Raw genomic sequence first — 17019 nt, 5'->3', positions numbered from 1 at the left:
CTCGACAGGCCTTTGTGGCTGCCAGATTTCTACAGTGATTCCATGGCGATCAATCTCGACGCCAAGGCCCCGAGCGCCGCCTGCCAAGGGGGCGCTCGTGAGACAAACCTACAGGAGTTCATCATGTCCCGCATCGTCACCCCCTTCGCATTGGCTGCCGCTGCAGCGCTCGTTGCGATGGCTACCCCGGCGCTCGCCGACAGTGGCTCCACGCAAAGCAACAGCGAATCGGGAGGTTCTTACCACCTCATGCCGTCGACCAAGACGCGGGCGGACGTCATTGCCGAGCTGCAACGGGCGCGAGCCGACGGCTCGTTGGCCAAGATCAACAGCGAAGCAGGCTACGCCCCGGAGTTTGAAACCAACGGTCGCCAAGCCGTGCGCGCCAAGGCATCCAACGCCGCTGCGGCTGGCCAGATGGCACCGCTGCAGTTCGACGCACCTGCCGCCGGAGGCGGCCGGACTCGCGCCGAGGTGATCGACGAACTCCAGCGCGCCAGGGAAGATGGCTCGCTGGCCAAAATGAATAGCGAGAGCGGCTATGCCCCTGAGTTCGAACCGGCGCCGGCCCGCCGCGTCCCATCGAAGGAAGGTCTGTCGACGTCGGCGGCGCAGACGCAAAGCAGCGCATTGCAGTTCGAGGCGCTGGCAGCTGGAGGACTCAGTCGCGCAGAAGTCCTGGAAGAGTTGCGTGTGGCTCGTGAGAACGGCACCCTTCGACGCATGAACACCAACCGCGGCTACTGAACGGCAAGCGTCTTGTGCCGGGGTGTTGGCATGGGTGGCGACCGGCCCGAGGTTGGTCGCGCACCAGCTCGCTCAGGCTTGCAAGGCTGCGTATCTTCACTGAAGTCGATCATTCTCCTGCGCTGGCGCGGCCTGTCGCAGGCGCAGGGAATTGAATACCACGCTGACCGAAGACAAGCTCATGGCGAGCGCCGCGATCATCGGCGACAGAAGCCAGCCCGTGAAGGGATACAGGACACCTGCGGCCAAAGGAACGCCCAACGCGTTGTAGAAAAAGGCGAAACCCAGGTTCTGACGCATGTTGGTCACTGTCGCGTCTGAGATCTCCTTGGCCCGAGCGATGCCGCGCAGATCTCCCTTGACCAGCGTCAACTGCGCGCTGTTCATGGCCACGTCGGTGCCCGTACCCATGGCCACGCCCACATCGGCCTTTGCTAGCGCTGGAGCGTCGTTGATGCCGTCTCCCGCCATGCCCACGACGCGACCTTCATCTTGCAGACGCTGCACAAGCGCAAGCTTGTCTGCGGGCTGCACTTCGCCGTGCACCTCGTCGATTCCCAATTCGCGCGCGACTGCCAGCGCCGTTGTGAGACCATCACCGGTTGCCATCACGACCCGCATACCTGCCGCATGCAATGAACGTAGCGCTTCGGGTGTGCTTTGCTTGATGGGATCAGAGACGGCCAGCAAACCCATCAGCACTTGGTTGCCGGCCAGGTACATCACGCTGCTGCCATGGGCCCGAAGCACTTCAGCAGACTTGCGCAGCGGGCTCACATCAACACCGTCCTGTGCCATCAATGCCGTGTTGCCAAGCGACAAGCGTTGGTCAGCGACTTGGCCGCGCACCCCGATGCCAGTCGATGACTCGAAGTTCGTGGCGGCTACGAGCTCCAGCTGCTGAGCCCGCGCGGCTTCAACGATCGCTTGGGCCAGCGGGTGCTCGCTGCCCTGATCCAAGCTTGCGGCCAAGCGCAACACCTCCGCTTGGGTTTGGCCGGGAACCGCTATGACCTGCTCGAAGACCGGTCGACCTTCGGTCAACGTGCCGGTCTTGTCGACCACCATCGTGTCCACGCGTCGCAGATGTTCAATGGCAGAGGCGTCCCGGAACAAGATTCCTTGAGTGGCCGCCTTCCCCGTGGCCACCATGATGGACATCGGCGTGGCCAAGCCCAACGCGCACGGGCAAGCAATGATCAGCACACTGACCGCGTTGATCAAGCCGTACTGCCATCCTTGCTCCCCACCCAGCAGCCCCCAAGCGAGGAACGACAGCAGCGCCACTGCGATGACAGCCAGCACAAACCAGCCAGCGACCTGGTCTGCCATCCGCTGCATAGGTGCTCTGGAGCGCTGGGCCTGGGCGACCATCTGTACTATCTGAGAAAGCATCGTCTGGGACCCGACACGCTCCGATCGCATGATCAGCGCGCCTGACGTGTTGATGGTCGCGCCGATCACCCGATCTCCAACCCGCTTGGTCACAGGTACAGGTTCACCCGTCAACATCGATTCATCGATCGCGCTTTGTCCCTCCTCGACGACGCCATCCACCGGCACCTTCTCGCCACGTCGGATGCGCAGGCGATCCCCCACATGCACCTGGGTCAGCGGTACATCCTCCTCACTGCCATCTGAATCGATTCGTCTGGCGGTTTTGGGAGCGAGGCCGAGCAGCGACTTGATCGCCGCGGAGGTCTGCGAGCGCGCGCGCAGTTCCAGCATCTGGCCGAGCAGAGTCAGCGAAATGATCACCGCCGCGGCCTCGAAATACACGCCAATGCGGCCATGAGCCATAAAGCTCGATGGGAATACATGGGGCACCATCGTGGCGACGATGCTGTAGGCAAAGGCGGCGCCGATCCCCAGGCCGATCAAGGTCCACATGTTGGGGCTGCGCAGCTTCACCGACTGTACGCACCGCACCAAGAACGGCCAACCCGCCCAAAGAACGATTGGCAACGACAGCGCAAGTTCCACCCAGCTCTGCCTGGCCGGTGAGAGCCACCCCACTCGATGACCGGCCATGGCCAGGACCGTCACGGTCGCGGTCAGCGGCAAGGTCCACCAAAAGCGTCGCGCGAAGTCGCGAAGTTCAGGGTTGTCATCGTCTTGAGCGGCCTCAGGAATGAGGGGCTCCAAGGTCATGCCGCACTTCGGGCAGCTACCCGGGTGATCCTGCCGGACTTCCGGATGCATGGGGCAGGTGTAGATCATCGAGGCCTGTGCGGGCAAGCCTGGAGCTGAGGCCTGCGCTGACGGCTCAAAGTCAGATGAAGCGAGATTGGAGCAGCGATGGCCCGATCCCTGATACGTTCCTGCGGGTGCAAGGTTCTGGCCGTTGTCGCCGGCTGTCTGGATCAGCTGCATGCCGCACCTCGGGCAGCGCCCGGGACCATCTTGATGGACCTCGGGGTGCATGGGGCAGGTGAACTGAGGCACAGCTGAGGCGCCACTTGGCGCGGTCTGCGCGTGACGGTAACCCGAAGCTTGATCGCTGGCGTCTTCGCTCATTTTTCTGCTTCCGCTTGTTGGGACATGACGGTGTGGATGCATCGCGCCACAGCCTTACAGGCAGGCGACGGCCTCGCGCAACCTCTGGCTCGCACTACCAATGGCAATGCGGCTATCGGCAACCGCCGCAGCAGCTGATGCCGTTGCCCTCGGCGCCGGCCCTCAGCGTGACTTGTGTCTGCACACTGGGGGTGTATCCCACCTGAGCGATGGCCGCGCTGAGCTCCTCCGGCGCCGTCCCGGTCGAGTCGACTCGCACGCGCTTGGAAGCCAGGTCCACGTCCACCTGCGCCTGGGGATCCACCTCCCTGATCGCCTTGCTGATCTTGCCGGCGCAACTGCGGCAGCTCATGTCGGGGACTTCAAACTCATGCATGGGCTATTCCCTATCAGACCGGAACGTTCCGCCAAGTGCCACTTTGAAGCCTCCCACCGTGGGAAGGTCCAGCACTTTCTGGTAGTCCCTACCCAGAACTTGCGCATTCCCGGGTTCGCTCGAGAACGTTCAGAGTTCCTCGCAACAGACACGGTATGGGCGCTACCGATGGCCCCCTGCCCAGGAGCGCGGTCCCTCTGGCCTGTGCTCTGACCGATGCGCCGGCCTATGCGCTGGCCGCTTCAGCCATGCGACGACACTCGTCGGCGCAACGCCGACACGCCCGCGCGCAGGCCGCGCAATGGTCCATCTCGTGCTGCCCACATTCCTTTGCGCATGCTTCGCAGATGTCCGCGCAAAGCTTGCAGATCGAGCCGGCGTGCTCGCTGTTGCGAGCCATCGCGGCCGACGCGAGCTGGCAGATCGCGGCGCAGTCAATGTCGAGCGCGATGCAGCGTGACATCGCGTTCACGTCCGTCTCTTGGACACAGGCGCTGGCGCAGTGATTGCACGCAGCCGCGCAGTCGTCGCACGCGTCGATGCACAAGTCGAATTCCTGATGAGCCATGATCTTTCGCTCCATATGTTCGCCGGCGATTCGGCCAATTCAGCGAGCAAATCACGCACCCGGCGACGCGCGGTTGAGTTCCACCGGACCGCTCCGAATCAAGCCGAAAAACGCGCACGCCCCTGCCTGCCTGCCTCAACGGGGCAAGTCAGGCAAAGGTGTTTGCAAGATGTGCTGTCGCAGTGACGTGATCTACATCGTGGTTTGTTGCGCGGCGCCGCCGGGGTGGCTCAAGGGACCTTTCGCAGCGTCGCGCGCGCTGTCACAGCTGCCTTGGACTTGTTGGACCACATCCAGCAGTAGTGCTGATCGCTGGGAACGTCGAGTAAACCTTCGGACTTGCTCGCCGCATCCTGTTTGGCGGGAAAGCGCACCTCTTTTCCCTCGTGGTAGTGCACGTTGAAGTTCAACGGCGCGTCGGCGTCGAACCGCCACTGGACTTTCTCCCCTGGACGCAACTGAGTGCACCACTCGGCAAACTTGCCCGGGGCGATCTGCCACTCGCCCTGCGCCGTTGCGTCCGCCTGCCACGGCACGTCAACAAGGTCTGCGTGCGCTGACGTGGCCAGGACCGAGATCACGGCGAAGGCAATGACGGCCCAGCGCGGCCTCACTTGGCGGCCTCGATGCGCGTGACGACCAGGGCGCCCGCGCGCTTCTCGGCGGCGAAGCGCACCTTGTCGCCCACCTTCAATTTCTCTAGCGCGGATGCGTCCTCGACCTGGAACACCATGGTCATGGGCGGCATCTCAAGGTTCTTGATCTCGCCGTGCTTGAGGGTGATCTTTTTGTTGGCAGCGTCGATGCGCCGGACTTCGCCGTCGGTCATGGCCGACGCGTCGGCCGTCGAGGCCTGCGCCGAGGCGGACAGGGGCGGCTGTTGCAGGGCTTGATCTCCTGCTGCGTGGGCCCAGCTGGCGGCCATCAGTGCCAGCGCGGTCAGGGTGCAGCGCACAGAGTTGGACTTCATGAGAGCTCCTTTGGTCAACGGTGATAGGACTGGAGAACGCGGGTGGTGCCGTCCTTGAGAACGAGCAATACGTCGTAGGGCTGTGTCTGGTTGTCAAAATCCGGGCCATCCATTCCGGGGCTGCCCAGCGGCATGCCGGGCACGGCCAGCCCGACTGCGGCGGGACGCTCCTTGAGCAGCCGCTTGATCTCTCTGGCCGGTACGTGCCCTTCGATCGCGTAACCATCGATGCGGGCGGTGTGACAAGAGCCGAGTGCCAAGGGGATGCCAATGGACTTGCGCACGTCGGTGTTGCCAGTGTTGTGCACCGCGCCGACGTTCAGTCCCTGTGCTTGCAAATGTGAGAGCCAGGCTTTGCAGCAGCCGCACTCGGGCGACTTCCAGACTTCCAAGGACACGGCAGCCGGCGACGTCCGGGCGACGGCAGAGCCAGCCGCTGCGAGCGTCAAGCCAAGACCGGCCCATACGACGTCCCGGCGGTTCACGAAACTGGTCATGGCTCGGTCAGTGCGCGTGGTCCGCGTGTCCGTCCGCCTTAGACCCGGGCTTGTTAGAGGCCGCCTTGGAGCCCGACTTCGCGACCGTGACCGCCCCCTTCATGCCCGCGTCGTAGTGACCGGGCTGCAGACATGCAAAGTCGACCTTGCCAGCCTTCGTGAACTGCCAGATCACCTCACCGGTTTTCCCGCCAGCCAAGGTGATCATCTGGGGATCTTCATGCTCCATCTCCGGGTTCTTGAGCATGACCTGGTAGTGTTCCTTGAGCTCCTGCTCGGTGCCCAGCACGAATTCGTGTTTGACCTGACCGGAGTTTTTGACCTTGAAGCGGATCGTCTCGCCTTGCTTGACGTCAATGCTGGCAGGCGTGAAGCGCATGTTGTCGGTCATGTCCACGTTGACGGTGCGCGTGACCTGTTGTGCCTTGCCGGGCTTGCCGATGGCACTGTCTTCATCGCCATGCGCGTGTGTGCCGGCGTGGTTGCCAGAGGCAAATGCCGCGCTGGTGGCAATGGCGACGAGAGTCGCCACGAATGTGTGTTTGATTTTCATGATGCTTCCTTCTAGAACGTTTTTTGCTTGGGAGTTGAGAGTGAGATTGGCAGTCAGTGGTTGTCGTGCCCGCCGCTGGGCTTGCGCACGCGCATTTCGACGTTGCTCGCCGGTTTGCGCGCCAGTGGCATGGACTGGCCGCCAGCGCTGAACGATCGCGCCGGCTCGGGCAGTGCACCGGTGAACTCGTACGCCACCTCGCCCTTGGGATGCTGGTACCAGCCCGGATCCTTGAAGTCGCCACGCTTTTGGTCGGCGCGCACCTTCAGCACGGTGAACATGCCGCCCATTTCCACGGGGCCGAACGGGCCTTGCCCAGTCATCATGGGCAGCGTGTTGTCGGGAATCGGCATCTCCATTTCCGCCATGTCGGCCATCCCTCGCTCGCCCATGGCCATGTAGTCAGGGATGAGGTTGTTGACCTGCTTGACGATGCCGGTGTGGTCGACGCCGATCATGTTGGGCAGACCGTGGCCCATGGCATTCATCGTGTGGTGACTCTTGTGGCAATGGAACGCCCAGTCCCCCGGTTCGTTAGCGACGAACTCGATAGCACGCATCTGACCGACAGCCACATCCGTGGTCACCTCTTCCCAGCGGGCACTGTCTCGAGTCCAGCCGCCGTCGGTCCCCGCGACCACGAATTCATGTCCGTGCAGGTGGATGGGATGGTTTGTCATCGTGAGGTTGCCCACGCGGATGCGCACGCGCTCACCTTGGCGTGCCACCATCGGGTCGATTCCCGGGAAGACGCGCGAGTTGAAGGTCCACAGATTGAAGTCGGTCATCTCGCTCACCCGCGGGGTGTAACTGCCCGGCTCGATGTCGAAGGCCGTCAAGATGAAGCCGTAGTCGCGATCGACCGGCATGAACTTCGGCTCTTTTGGATGCACGATGAACATGCCGTACATCCCCATGGCCATCTGCACCATTTCGTCAGCATGCGGGTGGTACATGAAGGTGCCGCTTCGCCGCACGACGAACTCGTACACGAAAGTCTTACCCGGCTGAATGTGCGGCTGCGTGAGTCCGCCCACGCCGTCCATGCCGTTAGGAAGCCGCACGCCATGCCAGTGAATCGTCGTGTGCTCGGGCAACTTGTTGGTCACAAACAAGCGAACCTTGTCGCCTTCCACGAGCTCGATGGTCGGCCCCGGCGAGCTACCGTTGTAGCCCCAGAGGTGAGCCTTCATCCCGGGAGCGAACTCTCGCACCACAGGCTCGGCCACGAGGTGGAACTCCTTGACGCCGTTATTCATGCGCCAGGGCAAGCTCCAGCCGTTGAGCGTCACCATCGGGTTGTAGGGACGGCCCGTTGTGGGATGAAGCGGTGCGGCGGACAAGGGGTTGGATTGATAGACCGGCTCGGGCAAGGCGGCCATCGCCACTTTGCTCACGGTCGAGGCCGCCAGGGCGGCGCCCGCGGCCGCGGTTCCCGCCAGAAATCGGCGTCGGCTGTTTGTCATGGAACTCTCCGTGGAAATCAGTGGCCTGCGTCGCCGCCGGTCGGGGCAGCGGAGGGAGATTGGAAGGCGATGGGTCCTGCGGGCTTGCCGATCAAGGTGGCTTGAAGCGCCGCATCTGCCAACCAGAAGTCGCGCTGCGCTTCCAGTGCTTGGTTGACGCTGGCGACCTGGTCGCGCGCGTCGGCTATGAGCTCGAACACCCCGATCAACATGCCGTTGTAGCGAAGCTGGTTCTCTTCCGAGATGGTTTTGCGCAGCGGCACCACTTCGTCCATGTAATGCCGGGCAACGTCGAATGAGGTTCGATAGGCACCGTAGGTCTCGCGCACTTGCGAGGTCGCGTCCACGGCCAACTGCGCGGTGCGATTGACCGCGGCCATGTAGGTGGCCTGCGAACGCGCACGGACCGCGTCGCCAAAATCGAACAGCGGAATCGGCAGTTCAAGCTCAAACCCTCTTTGCGGCGGCTCGCCGGTCTCGCGGTTGCGCACTGCTGCGACATGGAGTCCGTTGATGACGCTGGTCACGCGACTGAGTCCAAGTTCACGGGCCGTCGCTCGAAGATCGGCCTGCGCCATGCGCACGTCGAGTCGCTGCTCGATTGCCTGCTGCGCGACCTGGGCCTCATCGCGCGGAGTTTTGGGCAGGTCCGGCAGTCGCTCCGGCAGCTTGAGCTGGCGCGCCTGCGCGGCATCCAGCCCCAGAGTGCGCACAAGCGCTTCGCGGCTGCTTTGCGCGCTTTGCCGCGCACGGGCCAGTTGTGCCACCGCCTCAGCGGCAAATGCCTGCTCCCTGGCGCGCTGGAGCCTGCTGAAGTTGCCCACGGCCTGCATGCGTCGAGCGAGTTCAGCGCTTGCGTCGGCCGCGGCCTTGACCTGCTCTGCGTACTGGACCTGCTGCTGTGCGGCAACTGCGCGGACCCAGTTCTGCCTGGCGTCAGTGGCTGCCTGAACGACGTCGCCGGCGAGTCGCAGTTGGATCTGCTGCTGTTGGAAGTTGGCGATCCGCATGCGGCTTGGCAGCAGCAAGAGGTCGAAAACGGAGATGCCCAGCGACCGACCGATGTCGAGGTCTCGATCGGCCCCTTGTCCTCGCACCAGGCGCTCGAAGGTGAACACCGGGTTGGGTAGCCTGGCACCTTGAGCGGCCGCGGCGGACGCAGCCGCGCTGTCGTAGAGCGTGGCCTGCAGCGCCGGGCTGTAGGCCAGCGCAAGACGTACTGCGTCGTCGGCGCTGAGGGGCTGGGCCAAGATCGACTGCACTTCCTTGGAGGCCTGCTCGCGAGCCTCAGGCGAGCGCAGCCATTTCACTTCGGCGCCGAGTCGGCTCTGCGCAAGGAGCTGCACGTCATTGAAGTTGCTGTCGATGGCGGTGCTGGCGCAACCGGCCAGCAACGTTGCGGCTAGCGGAACGACCGCCCAGGTAGTGCGCCGCGGGACGCGGCTGTGCCGGCTATTCATGCACGGTCTCCAGTAGTTCAGTGATATTGGGGATGGCTGCCTCCGGCCTGGCTTGCAGGCGCGGCGGCTGGCTGCGCTGCCTTGGCGGGTGCGCGACCCGCAGCGTTGGCTGGCGGTATTGCCATCTCGGTCTGCTGCGAGGCATTTGTCGCCGTGGCAGTGTTCGGACGCGGCGAGTTCGCACTCGGCTGCTCCGGCTTCGCTTCATGACCGGCATGCCCTTGACGATCGGGAGACTGCTGCTCCGACACGCCCGAGGCCTCCTTGGCGTAGGCGCGCCAGCCCCCGATCTGGCCCACCCGGTCGTTGGCGGCCTTCCAGGATTGAATCGGTTCGTCGGCGAACCGGCGGTAGCTCTCGAAAGTTGGGAGGTGGCGTAGGTCGTTTGCGGCTGTGCCTGGCGCCGCTTCTCCAGTGCCGGCGCCTTGACCAAGTGCAAATGCCGACACCGCGGCCTGCGACTTGGGAGTCGATCGGGCAGGCACTGTATTGAGCGCGGTGCCGTGGCCCGGATGTTGGGCGAATGCGGGCGTCGCAAGGGCCAGTGCCCACGCGCCAAGGGTAGTTCGGGAAAACATGTCATTCCTCGTGAACGCCGTCCTGGGGTAGGACAGACTCGCCACGCCTCGAACAGGTCCGAAGGCATAGCAGCTCAACTCGACGCGTTCAACCGGGGTCCGCGCTCAAGACGAGCGGACCCGGCGTCGCATACGGCGAACGTCGTCAGAGGAAGGAGGTTCGTGGGGGCCGCTCAGGGCCGCTTGTCGTGAACTCCGCGTCAGGAGCGACCGACGCGCAGTAGCGATCCTTTTCGGTCGCGACTTGGATCACGGTTGCGGCGCGCGACGGCAGCGCGGCGGCGCCACAGCAGGACGCGCAGACGTTGCATTTGGCCGAGGCCTTGGCTGCCCCGGACTGCTTCAGGTCCCCGTGCGAAAGCCCGTGGTTGTGCGCGGCGCTGGAATCAACTCCGTGAACTCTTGGCTGCGCATGACCGTGACCGTCTTGCAAGTGCTCATCCAGGACGTCCGAAGGGGCGGATTGGTCATGATGGTCGTGGCCCGCGTGCTCCTCGTCGAGCGCGGTGTCAACTTGATGGTGTTCCATTCCGCAGCAGCGCATGGCCGCAGCCACCGCACCCTGCAAGGGGATGGCGACGGCAAGCAAGCAAACGAAGACGGTTCGGACCAACAGGGTCATGGCGTCAGTGTAGGGGCGCAAAGGCCAGTTGTGAAAGTGGGGCAATCGGTGAACCGGGAGGTTCTACAAGGCGGTGTAGCGCTCGGAATCGGTGCGGCAAGACTCAGGGAAACCACTCACTTTTGCAGCTCCGTGATCTGGATCGTTCCATCCACTTTGTCAGCCTTGAACCTGATCTGGTCGCCGACCTGGAGCTGCGCCAGGACCGACGCGTCAGCCCGAAAAACCATCGTCATGCCCGGCATGCCAAGGTTCTCGATGGGGCCATGCTTGAGCGTCAACTTGCCTTGGCCAGCATCGATCCTTTTGACCTCGCCCTGGGCGAAGCTGCTGCTTGACGATGCCTTGGTCGCAGTGCCGCTGACCACCTCGTTGGCCGCCACCGCGACCCACGGTGCGACAGACGCGGCGCCGGCCAAGGCGATCGAGACCACAAGGGTGCGCAGACTCATGACGTAGCTCCTGAAGGAAGAGCTACCTGCAGGGCGTTCGCAAGTAGCTTGGGCGCGACTGTACAAACCCTGTCCCCACGGCGCGGGGACAGGAACATGACAGACCGGTAATGTGGCTGTCCTCGTGCGGAAGGCCGTCCTGCGTCACACTTTGGTCATGAGAATCTTAGTGATCGAGGACGAGGCCCGCTTGGCCAGTTACCTCAAGAAGGGCCTCACGGAAAGCGGCTATGTGGTGGATTTGGCCGGCGACGGGATTGATGGGCAGCATTTGTCCGTCGAAGGTCAGTACGACCTCGTCGTACTTGATGTGATGCTGCCTGGCATTGACGGGTTCGAGGTCCTGCGCCGGCTAAGGGAGGACAAGTCCACGCCGGTGCTGATGCTCACAGCGCGCGACAAGGTGGAAGACCGGGTGCATGGTCTCAAGGTTGGCGCGGACGATTACCTGATCAAGCCCTTCGCCTTCACTGAGCTTCTCGCTCGCATCGAAGCGCTTCTTCGCCGCGGCGCCACGCATGCCTCCCAACCCTTGACCTCGCTGCGCTTGGGGGACCTAGAGGTCGATCTGTCCCGACGCAAGGTGACGCGGGCGGGCAAGCGTCTGGATCTTTCGCCCAAGGAGTTCACCCTGTTGTCCGTCATGCTGCGGCGCCACGGCGAAGTCCTTTCCCGAACGGTGCTCGCAGAGCAGGTCTGGGATCTGAATTTCGATAGCGAGACCAACGCGATTGATGTCGCGGTACGTCGGTTGCGGGTGAAACTTGATGAGGGTTTCGACAAGCCCTTGCTGCACACGGTCCGCGGCATGGGGTATGTGCTGGAGGATCGCGGTTGAGGCGAGACCATCTCTCACTGCTCGCCCCCTCGTGGCCGCGAAGTCCCTTGCGGTCGATGGCTCAGCGGCTGACGCTTGCAATGACTTTGCTGGCCGTTGCCGTTTTCGTCGCAGTCGCACTCCTTCTTCACAGCGGTCTCAAGCGCGAGATCGAGCGGGCCCGGGAGCATGACCTTGAGGGCAAGATCGACGTGGTCGAGCATCTGTTGGAGGAAGTGCGCAGTCCCGCAGATGTGCCGGCGCTGACGCATCACCTCAACGACGTATTGATCGGGCATGGACAGATGCGCATCTGGCTGGTGGGAGAAAACGGCCGCAGCCTCTATGGTGGAAGTCAGCCGCCAGTCCTTGCGAAGACGGCCAATCAGCTCGAAGTCGTTCGGGAGGACGGGCTTGTGATGCAGGCGCGGCAAGTGTCCATCCCGGCCCACCCGGTACTTGGACATCAGGCGTTGATCGTCGCGATTGACGCTCGCGATCAGGAAGCGATGTTGCGTCGCTATGGCAACCGCCTCGCAATTGTGTGTGGTGTGGGCGTTGCGCTGATCGTCTTGATCTCCGCGTGGGTCGCGCGCAGATCGCTTCGTCCGGTACGTCAGCTTTCAGAGGAGGCGGCGGCGCTCAACCCGCGGTCGCTCTCTTCACGACTATCGCCGGTCAACACTGCAGAGGTGCAGGAGTTGGTTCACGCGTTCAACAGCGCGCTTGGCCGTGTCGAGGCGGCCTACGGTCAACTGGAAGGCTTCAGCGCAGACGTCGCGCATGAACTACGCACGCCGCTGGCCACCATGATAAGCAGCACCGAAGTAGCGCTGATTCGAGATCGTCCTGCAGCTGAACTGCGCGAAGTGTTGGGAACGAACCTGGAAGTTCTGCGGGAACTCTCCAGCCTCGTCAATGACATGTTGTTCCTGTCCAAGGCTGATCAAGGGCAGCTCGCCGATCGCCTCGATCCGCTCGATCTTCGAGCACAGGCAGAGCACATCGCCGAGTACTTCGAACCCATGCTCGAAGAGCAAGGCGTTCGGTTGCGCATCGAAGGCAATGCCAAGGTCCAGGGCAACGCCGGTCTGATTCGGCGGGCGCTTGTGAATCTTGTCGGCAACGCGGCCCGGTACACGCCGCGCGGCGAGGCGATCATCATCGAGTTGAAGATGCTTGAATCAAACGCCGTGAGTGTGTCCGTGCGGAATCCGGGGCCCGCCCTTGCTCCGGAACTGCTGCCGCGACTCTTCGATCGCTTCGTGCGAGGCGATCCCGCGCGTGAAAAGTCGGGCAGCCATCACGGGCTGGGTTTGGCCATCGTCAGGGCCATCGCAGTCATGCATGGCGGGCGCGTTTTCGCCGGATCACAGAATGGCTGGACCGCTGTAGGCCTTGAATGGCCAAATCAGCGAGCCTCTGCCCCCAGCGCCTGAACCTCTCGGGAGGAGAGCCTACGACGATCATCACGGCGTCGGAGACATTAAGTCCTGCCACACCTGGGCTTCTCGGGAAGCGCCCGCTAATCGCTCATCAGATGGTCCATGCTTATCGGCCCCAGCTTTTTCGCTAGCGGCGAGTGCGCGTTCATTCTTGGAATTCAGCGCATCCTGAGGCGCATCGATGTGGCGAAGCGCTGAGTTCACGTCGCGCCACCCTCATGTTTCATATCTTCCTTCAGATCCACCCATTGGCGCGCCCCAGCCAGCGGAGCCGCAGCGTAGTCATAGTTGGAGTAGGCGTCGGCCTTAGGAATGCGTTGCAAGAGTGAGGGCTTCGCCTGGCTGGCCATGTGTTTACGAGAGAGGTTCCCGGGCGATGGGCAAAGCGGCCGAGCAGGGAGGGCGCGGAGTGTAGCGGCCTCATTGATTTCTTCAAGGCCGGGACCTTGCGGATAATTACAAGTTTTGTTGTAATTATTGCCATGGACAAGACAACAGCCCTTGCTGGCCTCGGCGCGCTGGCGCATCCGATTCGTCTCGACGCATTTCGCGCACTGGTCGTCGCGGGAGAGGACGGCCTCACACCGGGCGCCCTCGTCGAGATGCTGGGGGTGGCCTACGCCAAGCTGGGCTTCCATCTGAAGGACCTCAGCGAAGCAGGACTCGTCACCTCGGAGCAATCGGGCCGGCATGTGATCTATCGCGCCGTGTACCCGCAGATGAACGCGCTCCTGGCCTACCTCACCGAAAACTGCTGCCAGGGCACCGCCTGCGCCGTGGAACCCACATCGACCAACTGCGACTGCTGAAAGGAAACTGGCATGACATCGACGGTCTACAACGTGCTGTTCATCTGCACGGGCAACTCTGCACGGTCCGTCCTCGCCGAGGGCTTGCTCAACCACCTGGGGAATGGCCGCTTCCAGGCGTATTCGGCAGGCAGCCACCCCAAGGGCGCAGTCCATCCGCTGGCCCTCAAGGAGCTCAGCCAACTGGGCATCCCCACGGACGGGTTCCGTAGCAAGAGCTGGGAGGAGTTCGCTCAGCCGGGCGCTCCCGAGATGGATTTCGTGTTCACCGTCTGCGACCAGGCCGCTGGCGAGGTTTGCCCGGTGTGGCCCGGCCAGCCGCTGACCGCGCATTGGGGCATGCCGGACCCTGCGGCTGTCGAGGGCAGCGAAGACACGAAGCAGCAAGCCTTCCGCGCCGCGGCGGTCACGATGAAGCGCCGCCTCGAACTGATGATGTCCTTGCCGCTGCAGAGCCTGGACGCCATGGCCATCCACAAGGAAGTCAAAGACATCGGGACCCGCTGAGCCATGACCACCAACGTTCTCATCCTGTGCACCCACAACTCGGCGCGAAGCGTGCTGAGCGAGGGCATGCTGAACCATTGGGCCCAGCGTCTGGGCAAAGACATCAAGGCCTTCAGCGCCGGTAGCGCGCCGAGCGGGCGCATCAATCCCTATGCCCTCCAAGCGCTGGGCGACGCAGGCATCGACACGAGCGCCTATCGCAGCAAGAGCTGGGACGAGTTCGTCACCGATGGCGCGCCCGAGATGCGCGTTGTCATCACCGTGTGCGACAGCGCCGCGGCTGAGCAGTGTCCCTACTGGCCCGGCAGCCCCGTCAAGGTTCATTGGGGCTACGCCGACCCGTCGAATGCGCCCGAGGCGGACAAGCCGCAGGCCTTCGAGCTCACGCGGCAGGCCATCGGGTACCGAATGCTCCAGCTGGCACAACTGCCGCTGGAGACCATGTCCAACGCCGAGCTCCAGCGCGCGCTCGATGCCATCTCGAAGTCCTGACGTCCGGCCATGACTACCGCAACTCTCAAGCCCGTCGCCGCCGCGGCCAAGCCGGCCATCAGCTTCTTCGAACGCTACCTCAGCGTCTGGGTAGCCCTGTGCATCGTCGTGGGCGTCGCGCTGGGTCAGTTCTTTCCCGGCGTATTCAAGGCGGTCGCCTCCCTCGAAGTGGCCCAGGTCAACATTCCTGTAGGCCTGCTCATCTGGGTCATGATCGTTCCGATGCTGCTGAAGATCGACTTCGCGGCGCTCGGCCAGGTCAAGGCGCACGCCAGGGGCATCGGCGTCACGCTGTTCATCAATTGGGCGGTGAAGCCCTTCTCGATGGCGCTGCTCGGCTGGATCTTCGTCCGCCACCTGTTCGCCGCGTGGCTTCCGGCCGATCAACTCGACAGCTACATCGCCGGGCTCATCCTGCTTGCTGCGGCGCCGTGCACGGCCATGGTCTTCGTGTGGAGCCAGCTCTGCAAGGGAGATCCGTACTTCACGCTGTCGCAGGTGGCTCTCAACGACGCGATCATGATCGTCGCCTTCGCACCCATCGTCGCGCTGTTGCTGGGCCTGTCCTCGATCACGGTGCCGTGGGACACGTTGATGACCTCGGTCGGCCTCTACATCGTCGTGCCAGTCATCCTGTCCCAGCTGTGGCGCGGACAGCTACTCAAGCCTGGTGCCGCGCACTTCCAGGTAGTCGCCACCAAGCTGGGCCCGCTTTCGATTGCTGCGCTGCTGCTGACGCTCGTGCTGCTGTTCGCCTTCCAGGGCGATCGCATCATCGAGCAACCGTTGGTCATCGCCTTGCTGGCCGTGCCCATCCTCATCCAGGTCGTGCTGAACTCGGGCCTGGCCTATTGGCTCAACCGCAGGATGGGCGTTCAGCACTGCGTCGCCGGTCCGTCGGCGCTGATCGGCGCGAGCAACTTCTTCGAGCTGGCCGTGGCCACCGCCATCAGCCTCTTCGGCTTCCAATCCGGCGCCGCCTTGGCCACCGTGGTCGGCGTGCTGATCGAAGTGCCGGTGATGCTCGCAGTCGTCGCCATCGTGAACCGCTCGCAAGCCTGGTACGAACAAGGAGCGCAACGTGCTTGAGCTCGATCCGACTTTCCCGGCACTGCAGTCCGACCTTTTCGATGTGCCGGATCAGCAGCGGCTGACGGTGCGCGAGCCGTCGAAACATCGTCCGCGATTCCTGATGCTGTATGGGTCGCTGCGTGTCCGGTCCTACAGCCGTCTCCTGACCTTTGAAGCGGCACGGCTGCTGGAGGCCATGGGCGGCGAGGTGAAGATCTTCGATCCGTCCGGTTTGCCGCTGCCCGACGATGCGGCCGACACCCATTCCAAGGTCCAGGAACTGCGCAAGTTGGCCGACTGGTCCGAAGGCATGGTGTGGTGCTCCCCCGAGCGCCACGGCGCGATGACCGGCGTGATGAAGTCGCAGATCGACTGGATCCCGCTCACGTCGGGCGCCGTGCGTCCGACGCAGGGCAAGACGCTGGCGGTGATGCAGGTCTCGGGCGGCTCGCAGAGCTTCAACGCGGTGAACCAGATGCGCGTGCTCGGCCGTTGGATGCGGATGCTGACCATCCCGAACCAGTCGTCCGTCGCCAAGGCTTTCGCGGAGTTCACCGAGGAGGGACGCATGAAGCCGTCCTCGTACTACGACCGCGTGGTCGACGTGATGGAAGAGCTGTTCAAGTTCACGCTGCTGACGCGCGATCACGGCGACTACCTAGTCGATCGGTACAGCGAGCGCAAGGAGACGGCGGAGAAGCTGTCCGAACGGGTCAATCAGAGCGCCATTTGAGCGCGAGTGCGGGGCTGCGGCCCCGATCTCTCCAAAGCCTGTCCGTCGAGCTTCGCCGCGAGGTCAGCTGCACGGCGCGGGAAACGGCATCCTGACTATCGCCAAGGGGACGCTTCCGCTCGCGGTTGCCCACGGGTACGGATATCGGCAGGGAGTCTTGAGGGTGCCTGCGCGAATCGCGCAAGCGCTGGCGCCTTGGGCTTTTGGTCTGGCCGTCGATGTATGGGGAGCGGGTGCGCTCGCGATCACTGCCGGACTCAGCACCCTGGCTCTTGCTAGCCTCTTCTTCCTATCGCTGGAAGTGCGGACCACAGCTCGGCATCCCTAGGCCCGCCGAGT

21 protein-coding genes and 1 pseudogene are annotated in these 17019 nt (G+C 63.5%); 10 read left to right on the top strand and 12 right to left on the bottom strand.

Annotated elements, in window-relative coordinates; genetic code table 11:
* The first annotated feature begins 42 nt into the window (after positions 1-42).
* A complete protein-coding gene (locus ACNI65_RS21895) occupies positions 43-747 on the top strand; it encodes a DUF4148 domain-containing protein (protein ID WP_416759365.1) in 705 nt (234 codons plus the stop codon).
* A gap of 96 nt (positions 748-843) precedes the next feature.
* Here the strand turns inward: ACNI65_RS21895 and ACNI65_RS21890 are convergent, their stop codons facing one another.
* The 3 genes from ACNI65_RS21890 to ACNI65_RS21880 all read right to left on the bottom strand — a co-directional run bounded on the left by ACNI65_RS21890 (position 844) and on the right by ACNI65_RS21880 (position 4040).
* Positions 844-3264: a copper-transporting P-type ATPase gene (locus ACNI65_RS21890; protein WP_416759364.1), complete on the bottom strand. Its 2421-nt coding sequence runs from the start codon at positions 3262-3264 to the stop codon at positions 844-846.
* 112 nt (positions 3265-3376) lie between these two features.
* Positions 3377-3640: a heavy-metal-associated domain-containing protein gene (locus ACNI65_RS21885; RefSeq protein ID WP_416759363.1), complete on the bottom strand. Its 264-nt coding sequence runs from the start codon at positions 3638-3640 to the stop codon at positions 3377-3379.
* A 226-nt stretch (positions 3641-3866) separates the two neighbouring features.
* Positions 3867-4040 (bottom strand): four-helix bundle copper-binding protein, encoded by a 174-nt coding sequence (locus ACNI65_RS21880; protein WP_416763680.1) that lies wholly within the window; start codon positions 4038-4040, stop codon positions 3867-3869.
* On the opposite strand from ACNI65_RS21880, the gene ACNI65_RS21875 reads away from it, so the two are divergent.
* On the top strand, positions 3988-4146 hold the full coding sequence (locus ACNI65_RS21875; RefSeq protein WP_416763709.1) for a hypothetical protein: 159 nt from the start codon (positions 3988-3990) through the stop codon (positions 4144-4146). The genes ACNI65_RS21880 and ACNI65_RS21875 overlap by 53 nt on opposite strands.
* Positions 4147-4438: 292 nt before the next feature.
* On the opposite strand, the gene ACNI65_RS21870 is transcribed toward ACNI65_RS21875, so the two are convergent.
* The 9 genes from ACNI65_RS21870 to ACNI65_RS21830 all read right to left on the bottom strand — a co-directional run bounded on the left by ACNI65_RS21870 (position 4439) and on the right by ACNI65_RS21830 (position 10806).
* Entirely contained in the window at positions 4439-4822 is a 384-nt protein-coding gene (locus tag ACNI65_RS21870) for a hypothetical protein (protein WP_416759362.1), read from the bottom strand.
* The gene (locus ACNI65_RS21865; protein ID WP_416759361.1) at positions 4819-5178 is read right to left on the bottom strand and encodes a copper-binding protein; all 360 of its coding nucleotides are present in this window, start codon (positions 5176-5178) and stop codon (positions 4819-4821) included. Before ACNI65_RS21865 ends, ACNI65_RS21870 begins: the two co-directional genes overlap by 4 nt.
* A gap of 14 nt (positions 5179-5192) precedes the next feature.
* Positions 5193-5675, bottom strand: a complete 483-nt coding sequence (locus tag ACNI65_RS21860) for a DUF411 domain-containing protein (RefSeq protein WP_416759360.1) — start codon at positions 5673-5675, stop codon at positions 5193-5195.
* A gap of 7 nt (positions 5676-5682) precedes the next feature.
* Positions 5683-6228, bottom strand: coding sequence for a cupredoxin domain-containing protein (locus ACNI65_RS21855; protein ID WP_416759359.1), 546 nt, complete (start codon positions 6226-6228; stop codon positions 5683-5685).
* A gap of 53 nt (positions 6229-6281) precedes the next feature.
* Positions 6282-7694 (bottom strand): multicopper oxidase family protein, encoded by a 1413-nt coding sequence (locus ACNI65_RS21850; protein ID WP_416759357.1) that lies wholly within the window; start codon positions 7692-7694, stop codon positions 6282-6284.
* A gap of 17 nt (positions 7695-7711) precedes the next feature.
* Positions 7712-9154, bottom strand: coding sequence for a TolC family protein (locus ACNI65_RS21845; protein WP_416759356.1), 1443 nt, complete (start codon positions 9152-9154; stop codon positions 7712-7714).
* Positions 9155-9171: 17 nt separating this feature from the next.
* Entirely contained in the window at positions 9172-9732 is a 561-nt protein-coding gene (locus ACNI65_RS21840; protein ID WP_416759355.1) for a hypothetical protein, read from the bottom strand.
* 145 nt (positions 9733-9877) lie between these two features.
* Positions 9878-10354 carry a hypothetical protein gene (locus tag ACNI65_RS21835; protein WP_416759354.1) on the bottom strand — a complete coding sequence of 159 codons (477 nt, stop codon included), beginning with the start codon at positions 10352-10354 and terminating at the stop codon, positions 9878-9880.
* 116 nt (positions 10355-10470) lie between these two features.
* Positions 10471-10806, bottom strand: coding sequence for a copper-binding protein (locus ACNI65_RS21830; protein WP_416759353.1), 336 nt, complete (start codon positions 10804-10806; stop codon positions 10471-10473).
* Between the two features lie 157 nt (positions 10807-10963).
* Here ACNI65_RS21830 and ACNI65_RS21825 point away from each other — a divergent pair, with 157 nt between their 5' ends.
* From ACNI65_RS21825 to ACNI65_RS21790, 8 genes and pseudogenes are all read left to right on the top strand, one after another.
* Positions 10964-11644, top strand: a complete 681-nt coding sequence (locus ACNI65_RS21825; RefSeq protein ID WP_416759351.1) for a heavy metal response regulator transcription factor — start codon at positions 10964-10966, stop codon at positions 11642-11644.
* Between the two features lie 56 nt (positions 11645-11700).
* Positions 11701-13062, top strand: coding sequence for a heavy metal sensor histidine kinase (locus ACNI65_RS21820; protein WP_416759350.1), 1362 nt, complete (start codon positions 11701-11703; stop codon positions 13060-13062).
* Positions 13063-13550: 488 nt separating this feature from the next.
* Positions 13551-13877, top strand: a complete 327-nt coding sequence (locus tag ACNI65_RS21815; protein ID WP_416759348.1) for an ArsR/SmtB family transcription factor — start codon at positions 13551-13553, stop codon at positions 13875-13877.
* A 12-nt stretch (positions 13878-13889) separates the two neighbouring features.
* Positions 13890-14384 carry an arsenate reductase ArsC gene (locus ACNI65_RS21810; RefSeq protein ID WP_416759346.1) on the top strand — a complete coding sequence of 165 codons (495 nt, stop codon included), beginning with the start codon at positions 13890-13892 and terminating at the stop codon, positions 14382-14384.
* Between the two features lie 3 nt (positions 14385-14387).
* The gene (locus tag ACNI65_RS21805) at positions 14388-14876 is read left to right on the top strand and encodes an arsenate reductase ArsC (protein ID WP_416759345.1); all 489 of its coding nucleotides are present in this window, start codon (positions 14388-14390) and stop codon (positions 14874-14876) included.
* 9 nt (positions 14877-14885) lie between these two features.
* Positions 14886-15965: an ACR3 family arsenite efflux transporter gene (gene arsB / locus ACNI65_RS21800; RefSeq protein WP_416759344.1), complete on the top strand. Its 1080-nt coding sequence runs from the start codon at positions 14886-14888 to the stop codon at positions 15963-15965.
* Entirely contained in the window at positions 15958-16680 is a 723-nt protein-coding gene (arsH, locus tag ACNI65_RS21795; protein WP_416759342.1) for an arsenical resistance protein ArsH, read from the top strand. Before arsB ends, arsH begins: the two co-directional genes overlap by 8 nt.
* A 67-nt stretch (positions 16681-16747) precedes the next feature.
* Positions 16748-17008: pseudogene (locus ACNI65_RS21790) on the top strand (MFS transporter); the annotation flags it as partial.
* Positions 17009-17019: the final 11 nt, after the last annotated feature.

Source organism: Roseateles sp. So40a (assembly GCF_048081605.1).
Classification (GTDB): Bacteria; Pseudomonadota; Gammaproteobacteria; order Burkholderiales; family Burkholderiaceae_C; genus Roseateles.
Note: the sequence above shows the minus strand (reverse complement) of the source record. Positions and strands in the feature narration are given on the sequence as shown.

What these genes read in the sequence shown, in the direction of transcription:
- ACNI65_RS21895 (WP_416759365.1), top strand. Translation starts at nt 43, where the DNA reads ATGGCGATCAATCTCGACGCCAAGGCCCCGAGCGCCGCCTGCCAAGGG.
- ACNI65_RS21890 (WP_416759364.1), bottom strand. Translation starts at nt 3,264, where the DNA reads ATGAGCGAAGACGCCAGCGATCAAGCTTCGGGTTACCGTCACGCGCAG.
- ACNI65_RS21885 (WP_416759363.1), bottom strand. Translation starts at nt 3,640, where the DNA reads ATGCATGAGTTTGAAGTCCCCGACATGAGCTGCCGCAGTTGCGCCGGC.
- ACNI65_RS21875 (WP_416763709.1), top strand. Translation starts at nt 3,988, where the DNA reads ATGTCCGCGCAAAGCTTGCAGATCGAGCCGGCGTGCTCGCTGTTGCGA.
- ACNI65_RS21880 (WP_416763680.1), bottom strand. Translation starts at nt 4,040, where the DNA reads ATGGCTCGCAACAGCGAGCACGCCGGCTCGATCTGCAAGCTTTGCGCG.
- ACNI65_RS21865 (WP_416759361.1), bottom strand. Translation starts at nt 5,178, where the DNA reads ATGAAGTCCAACTCTGTGCGCTGCACCCTGACCGCGCTGGCACTGATG.
- ACNI65_RS21860 (WP_416759360.1), bottom strand. Translation starts at nt 5,675, where the DNA reads ATGACCAGTTTCGTGAACCGCCGGGACGTCGTATGGGCCGGTCTTGGC.
- ACNI65_RS21855 (WP_416759359.1), bottom strand. Translation starts at nt 6,228, where the DNA reads ATGAAAATCAAACACACATTCGTGGCGACTCTCGTCGCCATTGCCACC.
- ACNI65_RS21850 (WP_416759357.1), bottom strand. Translation starts at nt 7,694, where the DNA reads ATGACAAACAGCCGACGCCGATTTCTGGCGGGAACCGCGGCCGCGGGC.
- ACNI65_RS21845 (WP_416759356.1), bottom strand. Translation starts at nt 9,154, where the DNA reads ATGAATAGCCGGCACAGCCGCGTCCCGCGGCGCACTACCTGGGCGGTC.
- ACNI65_RS21840 (WP_416759355.1), bottom strand. Translation starts at nt 9,732, where the DNA reads ATGTTTTCCCGAACTACCCTTGGCGCGTGGGCACTGGCCCTTGCGACG.
- ACNI65_RS21835 (WP_416759354.1), bottom strand. Translation starts at nt 10,354, where the DNA reads ATGACCCTGTTGGTCCGAACCGTCTTCGTTTGCTTGCTTGCCGTCGCC.
- ACNI65_RS21830 (WP_416759353.1), bottom strand. Translation starts at nt 10,806, where the DNA reads ATGAGTCTGCGCACCCTTGTGGTCTCGATCGCCTTGGCCGGCGCCGCG.
- ACNI65_RS21825 (WP_416759351.1), top strand. Translation starts at nt 10,964, where the DNA reads ATGAGAATCTTAGTGATCGAGGACGAGGCCCGCTTGGCCAGTTACCTC.
- ACNI65_RS21820 (WP_416759350.1), top strand. Translation starts at nt 11,701, where the DNA reads ATGGCTCAGCGGCTGACGCTTGCAATGACTTTGCTGGCCGTTGCCGTT.
- ACNI65_RS21815 (WP_416759348.1), top strand. Translation starts at nt 13,551, where the DNA reads ATGGACAAGACAACAGCCCTTGCTGGCCTCGGCGCGCTGGCGCATCCG.
- ACNI65_RS21810 (WP_416759346.1), top strand. Translation starts at nt 13,890, where the DNA reads ATGACATCGACGGTCTACAACGTGCTGTTCATCTGCACGGGCAACTCT.
- ACNI65_RS21805 (WP_416759345.1), top strand. Translation starts at nt 14,388, where the DNA reads ATGACCACCAACGTTCTCATCCTGTGCACCCACAACTCGGCGCGAAGC.
- arsB (WP_416759344.1), top strand. Translation starts at nt 14,886, where the DNA reads ATGACTACCGCAACTCTCAAGCCCGTCGCCGCCGCGGCCAAGCCGGCC.